Below are 6572 nucleotides of genomic sequence, written 5' to 3' on the forward strand. Positions count from 1 at the left end.
CGCGCGCGGCGAGCCAGGCCAGCCCGCCCTGCGCGCGCGCGAGCGCCGCGAGCCCGCCGATCAGCAGCGACAACAGCGTGATCTCGAACATGCCTTCGAAGCCGGCATAGATGTCGCCGCTGAACGCGGCCGGCGAGTAGCCGGCCTTGAGCGCAAAGCCGAACGATCCGGCCAGAATCAGGCCGACGCCGAGCACGACGAGTACGTCGACGCCGAGCAACGCGAGCACGAGCACGACGAGATACGGCAATGCCAGCCACGGCGAGACATCGGGCACCGCAGGAGCCGCGGTGCCCTGTCCGAGTACGGCGAGCAGCACGAGGCAGGCCAGCGCGGCGGGCAGCGCGAGCCAGAAATTCGCGCGGAACTTGTCGCGTACGCTAGCGCCCTGCAACCGCGACGCGGCGATCGCGGTGTCGGAAATCACCGACAGGTTGTCGCCGAACGTGGCGCCGCTGAGGACCGCGCCCAGCGCGATCGCCGGCGCGATGCCGGCCGCCTCGGCGACGCCGAGCGCGATCGGCGCGACGGCCGCGATCGTGCCCATCGACGTGCCCATCGCGAGTGCGACGAAGCCGGCGACCAGGAACAGTCCCGGCAGCGCGAGCCACGACGGCACGGCGTTCAAGGTCAGCCAGACCACCGCATCGACGCCGCCGATGGCCTTGCTGACCGCGGCGAACGCGCCGGCGAGCAGGAAGATCAGGCACATCAGCATCACATCGGCATTGCCCATGCCGGCGAGAAACGTATCGAGCGGCCGCGCCCGGCGCGCGAGCCAGAACGCGAGCGCGATCGCGGGAAGGATCGCGACCGGTGCGCGCAGTTGATAGAACGCGTCGGGATGACCCTGCAGCGTGAACCAGAGTCCCGTGCCGAGGAACAGCGACAGAAAAACGCCGAGCGGCAACAGCGCCCGGGCGGAATGCGGAGCGGACATCACGATCTCGAAAAGGGCGCACACGCGCCGTGCTGCATGGCAGCATAGACGGCTGGACGTCCGTTTCGAAATATTCTGCGCGGCAGTGCATATGCCGCCCGGGGCATATGCACTGCGACCCGCGGGCGGTCAGGCAGCCTTGTCCGGCGCGACTTCGGGCGCCGCCGGCGGCTTGAGCTGCGGCGCGAGCTTCAGGATGCCGTGGCGGATCTCGCGGCTCAGGATCACCTTCGCGTCCTTCGCCACGATCGCGAGCGCCGCATCGAAGTCGAGCTTGCCCGCCTCGTCGGTCCAGACCACCTTGCGTTCACGCAGTTGCTGGATGAAGCCCTTGAACAGCGACTTGTCGAAGAACTCCGGAGCGTTGAGTTCATGCAGCAGCGTCAGGCGCTGGGCGGTCAGCGTGCAGAGGTTCTCGAGTTCCGCCGCGCTGATCGTATGCGGGCCATGCTTCACCAGAACCGCGATCGTGATGTAGTAGCGCTCGAACGCCTGCAACAGGCTGTGCGCGAGCGTGCGCAGCTGGAATGCCGCGTCCCCCTGGCCGGCGCCGCGATTGAGCACGCGGCCCTCCGCATCGGGCGTGAGCACGCCGCGGCGGATGAAGAAATCGACGGTCGCGTGGATGCGTTCGACGAAGCCGGCCTCGTCCCAGGGCAGGAACAGCTCGGACTGGATGAACGGATAGATCAGCTTCGACAGCCGCAGCAGGGAGGCGCGCGCCATGCGCCGGTTGTTGATGAAGCAGCAGGCGATCCAGGCCGACGCGGCAAACAGATGCAGCACGTTGTTGCGGAAGTAGGACAGCAGCGTCGCCTGCTTGCCTTCGCTCGTCAGCACGTCGCCGAGCGGGTGGCGGATGCGGCGGATCCACTGCATCTTCTCGCCGTAGGCGACGATCTCGGCCGGCGTCTTCGACGTCAGCGTAATGCGCTCGGCGTACGGCAGCTCGGCGAGCAGCGCTTTGTACAGTTCCAGTTGTGCAAGAAGGTCGGTTTCGGCCATCGCATGCTTCGGCGTCGCGAGCAGCGCGACCGCGAGCAGGTTGATCGGATTGACGTCCGCGGCGCTGTTGATGCTGATCTGGATGCGCTCGGCCAGCGCGTCGACGCTGCGGCCGAACCATTCGGGCTTGTCGTCGTCGGCGTTGGCACGCCAGTCCGGCGCTTCGCGCTGCAACAGTTCCTCGAGAAACACCGGCTCGCCGAAATTCACGGCAACGCGGCCGTAGTGCTCGCGCAGCTTCTTCACCGAGCGCAGCAGGCCGAACAGCGACTCCTTCTGCTTGGCCTGGCCCGACAGTTCGCCGATGTAGCTGTTGCCTTCCATCAGCTTTTCGTAGCCGATGTAGACCGGCTGGAACGCTACCGGCCGCCGCGATTCGCGCAGAAAAGCGCGCAGCGTCATCGCGAGCATGCCGGCCTTGGGCTGCAGCAGGCGCCCGGTGCGCGAACGGCCGCCTTCGATGAAATATTCCATCGAGACGCCGCGTGCGAACAGCTGACTAACGTATTCGGTGAACACGGCCGAATACAGTGCGTTCGCCTTGAAGCTGCGGCGCAGGAAGAACGCGCCGCCGCGCCGCAGCAGCGGTCCTACCAGCGGCAGATTGAGGTTCACGCCGGCAGCGATGTGCGGCGGCACGATGCCGTTCGTGTACAGCAGCCAGCTCACGAGCAGATAGTCGATGTGGCTGCGGTGGCACGGCACATAGATGATTTCATGACCCGGCGCGACGGCGCGCACGCGGTCGAAATGGTTCATCGTCACGCCGTCGTAGAGCTTGTTCCAGAAGCTGTGCAGCATGAACGACAGCGAGCGCACGACCGGATGCGAGTAGTCGGCGGCGATCTCGACCGCGTATTCGTGCGCGCGGCGCGTCACCTGCTCGCGCGGGGCCGATTCCTTGGTCGCGGTCGCGGCGATGACCTGCTGCACCGGCTCGGCGTTGACGACGGCGTCGACGATGGTGCGGCGATGCGACAGGTCGGGCCCGATGACCGCGGCGCGGATCCGGCGGAAATGCGCGCGCAGCACGCGGGAGATCTTGCGCACCGAACGGTCGCGCGGCGCGCCCTGCTCCTCGGCGAGCACGCGTCGCAGCGACACGGGTGTGGAAAACTGCACATGCGTGTCGCGGCCGTTGAGCACGAGCGCGAGCAGGCGGCGGAAGCGGCCGACGACGACCCAGTTTTCCGAGAACAGCACGCTGAACCAGCCCGATTGCCGGTTCGGTGCGCGGCCGACGAAGATCGACACGGGCACCAGTTGCACGTCCTGGTCGGGCAGCAGTTCGAGCTGCGCGACGAGTTCGGCGAGCGGCTGCGTCGGCGAGCGCCGGCGTGCCGGATTCCAGATGAGACTGTTGCGCATCGACGTCGCGAAGTAGCTGCGCTTGCGGCGCGTCGACACGTTCTGCAGCGGCACGAGCGCGGACGGCAGTCCGGCTTCGCGACACGCCTGTTCGAGGATCAGCGCATCCGACAGTCCGTAGCGTTCCGTGACGTAGCAGACCGGTACGCCCGGCAGCAGCAGGCTGCCCGGATTCACCGGGTCGGGTTTGATACGGATCCAGGATTCGAGCAGGCGGCCGAACAATCGCAGGCGCCAGGGAACACGCGGCGCATCGTCGTGGCGCCCGGAGGTAGTGAGGTCATCCATGCCGCGGATTGTAACCGCGACAAAAACGAACGCCGCCCGAGGGCGGCGTTCGATTGCGTTAGCGGCGCGTTAAATCGGCCGGAAAACAGGCCTTGAACCCGCCGATGGCGCGTGCGGCGTCAGTTCGTGGCCGGCGCCGGAGCGGCCGGCTCGCTCGCCGCCGTGTCCTTCTTCTTCAGGCCTTCCAGCATTTCCTTGCCGTACCAGCGGTCGCCGACCTTGACGAGATCGCTCTCCGCGCTGAGCGGCGCATTCAGCAGCGTGTAGCTGATCTTGACCTTCGCGGCGTTGGCGTCGGACGAAATCGTTTCGGCCTTGACCGAATCCAGCGTCTGGTCGATCGAGAAGCCGTACAGCGCGAGCACGTCCTTGAGGCCGAGATAGACGACGCCGGCCTTGCTCATCGCCTGCTCGTAGCTCAGCGCGCGCGCTTCGTCGAGCGTCTTCAGGTTGACTTTGCGTGCCGTGTCGCAGACGACCTTGATCGCCTTCTGCGCGAGCGCCGGATCGGTGAACTTCGCAGTCGTGACCCAGTTGCCGAGCGCATCGATGGCCTGCGAGGCCTGCAGCTTCTGCGCGTCGTTCAGATCCTGGTTCTGCTGGATCGAGCTCTGGATGACGCCCTTGCCCATCGCGACCATCATCGGCATCTGCTGCGCCATCTGCGCATCGAGTTCCTTGAGCTTCGGCTCGAGCTCGGCCCAGAGCTTGGCTTCGGCGTCCGGTGCGGTCAGCTTGGCCATGTTCTCGGCGAACTTGGCCTTGTCTTCCTCGCTCGCCGGTTCCTTGTTCATCTCGGTCGCGTAGTCGGCCTTGGCCTTCGCGTACTCGTCCGGCGGCAGCACGCTTTGCATCAGGCCGTCGATGTTGCCGGTCTTCAGGTGACCGATCGACGCCATGATCGCGCCGTCCGGCGTGGCGGCAGCCTTCGCGGCAACGGCCGGCGGCGGCGCGGCAGGCGGCTCATCCTTGCCGCAGCCGACCAGTGCAAAACCGAGAGCCGCGGCCAGCGCGACGCGAGCAAATTTCGTGGACATGTTTTTCCCCAAGGGTTCAATTGGTGAAACAGCAACGCACTCTAGCCGACTGCGTCTGTGCATTCCAGCGAACGCCGGAACGGTCGAAATCCCGACATTCGGGCAAGAAAAACCCGGATGTTCTCAGCGAACGATCCGGGCGAATCCGGCAGAACCGGAGGGGGAATCGCAATGTCGGGCGCGGTCGGCTATGTCTGGAGTTATTGCCGCGTCTGGTTCAGGTACGGCGTGCATCGTACTGGCTGAATCGACTTAATGCAATACCTCACAATGCGCGCTTCAATTTATTGAATCTGAAATAGATTTCATCCGCCACCGTGCGGCCGGAACCGACTCGTCCCTTCACCGTGCGAGCGTGTCGGCGATGGTCTGCTGCATCGCGAGCGCGGCGGCGCGCGGATCGGCCGCGTTCCGGATCGGCCGGCCCACGACGATGTAGTCGGCGCCCGCGGCGAACGCCTGGGCGACGTCGAGCGTGCGTTTCTGGTCGTCGCTGTTGCCGATCGGCCGGATTCCCGGGCACACCGTGATCAGCGCGTGGTCGACTTCGCGCCGCAGCGCCGGCACTTCGAGGCCCGACGACACGACGCCGTCGCAGCCCGCGGCCAATGCCGCCTTGGCGCGCGACAGCACGAGCTGCTCCGGATCGACGCGGAAGCCGAGGTCGTCGAGATCGTGCTGGTCGAGACTGGTCAGCGCGGTCACGGCGAGCAGGCGGATGTCGCCCTTGACCGCCGCCGCGGCGCGCATCATCCCGTCGTTGCCATGAATCGTGCAGAAGTACACCGGGTAGCGCGTGAGTCCCTTGACCGCCGACGCGACAGTCGCGGGAACGTCGAAGAACTTCAGGTCGACGAAGATCTTCTTGCCGCGCGCGGCGAGATCGCCGAGCACGGCGAAATAGTCGCCGCTGGTCAGGAGTTCCATGCCGATCTTGTAGAAAGTCACCGCGTCGTCGAGGCGGTCGACCCACTCCATGGCCTCGGCGCGAGTCGGCACGTCGAGCGCGAAGATCAGGCGGTCGCGCGGGTCGATGTTCTTGCGGGCATAGTTCATGACAGTCACTCCGTGCGCAGCGCGTCGCGGCGGATCTGGTGTTTCACCGGCGCCTCGGCACCGCGCTGGTTGCCGAGTAGCGCACTGTCCCAGGAGCCGTAGGTCGGATTCGGCAGCATGAACCAGCGCTCGCCGAACCAGTTCGCGTAGGGCTTCGCGGCTTCCGCGCGCGCGGCGACCGTGTTGTTGTCGACGTCGATGAAATCGCCGAGCTGGTCGCCGACGAGTGCGAGCACGCGATAGCGCCGGCCGATCAGCTCGCGCCGGCAGCCCTTGTCGCTGCCGCTGGCTTCGCAGCCCTCGACGACGGTGCCGAGGCCGAGAAACACCGTTTCCTTCTCGGCCACCGGAAAGCCGGCGCCGCGCAGGTTCGCGAGCGTCGCCTCGTTCAGATGCTGCGCGCGGTTGGTCAGATAGAACACGGTAACGCCCTTGGCCGCCGCGGCCTGAGCGAATTCCAGCGCGCCGGGCAGCGCGAGCGCGCGCTGCTCGCGACACCACTGGTCCCAGCTGTATTCGTCGAATTCCTTGCCGTCGCGGATCAGCCGCGCCTGATACGGCGAATTGTCGAGCACCGTTTCGTCGACATCGACGATGACGGCGGGCTTGAGTCCGCGCGCGGGCTTCTTGCGTTCCGATTTCGGCAGCGCATCCCAGTCTTTCTGTTTGAGCGCGAGGGTGATCTGCCGCGTCGCCTGCGCGTAGATGCCGCGATAGGCCATGTCGTGTTCGACGGTGCCCTGCGCCCAGAGCGTCGCGTTGAGATTGGTTTCCGCGTAGGTCAGCGGCGGCGGCCTGGGCGCTTCCGGCGCGGCGGGTGCGGGCGCGCGGCTCGGCGACGCAGCGCAGCCGGCGAGCAGCAGCAGGAACGGCAAAGG

Annotated in this window: 5 protein-coding genes; all 5 read right to left on the reverse strand. The window is 66.5% G+C overall.

Annotated elements, in window-relative coordinates; translation table 11 throughout:
• On the reverse strand, positions 1-940 hold a 940-nt coding region (locus VLF18_RS03345; protein WP_325278203.1), incomplete at its 3' end, for a Na+/H+ antiporter NhaC family protein.
• A gap of 129 nt (positions 941-1069) precedes the next feature.
• The gene (gene plsB, locus VLF18_RS03350) at positions 1070-3601 is read right to left on the reverse strand and encodes a glycerol-3-phosphate 1-O-acyltransferase PlsB (protein ID WP_325278204.1); all 2532 of its coding nucleotides are present in this window, start codon (positions 3599-3601) and stop codon (positions 1070-1072) included.
• Positions 3602-3720: 119 nt separating this feature from the next.
• On the reverse strand, positions 3721-4638 hold the full coding sequence (locus VLF18_RS03355; RefSeq protein WP_325278205.1) for a hypothetical protein: 918 nt from the start codon (positions 4636-4638) through the stop codon (positions 3721-3723).
• A gap of 342 nt (positions 4639-4980) precedes the next feature.
• On the reverse strand, positions 4981-5694 hold the full coding sequence (gene pyrF / locus VLF18_RS03360; RefSeq protein ID WP_325278206.1) for an orotidine-5'-phosphate decarboxylase: 714 nt from the start codon (positions 5692-5694) through the stop codon (positions 4981-4983).
• A 5-nt stretch (positions 5695-5699) separates the two neighbouring features.
• Positions 5700-6569, reverse strand: a complete 870-nt coding sequence (locus tag VLF18_RS03365) for a 5'-nucleotidase, lipoprotein e(P4) family (RefSeq protein ID WP_325278207.1) — start codon at positions 6567-6569, stop codon at positions 5700-5702.
• Between the last annotated feature and the right edge of the window lie 3 nt (positions 6570-6572).

Source organism: Tahibacter sp. (genome assembly GCF_035481375.1).
Taxonomy (GTDB): Bacteria; Pseudomonadota; Gammaproteobacteria; order Xanthomonadales; family Rhodanobacteraceae; genus Tahibacter.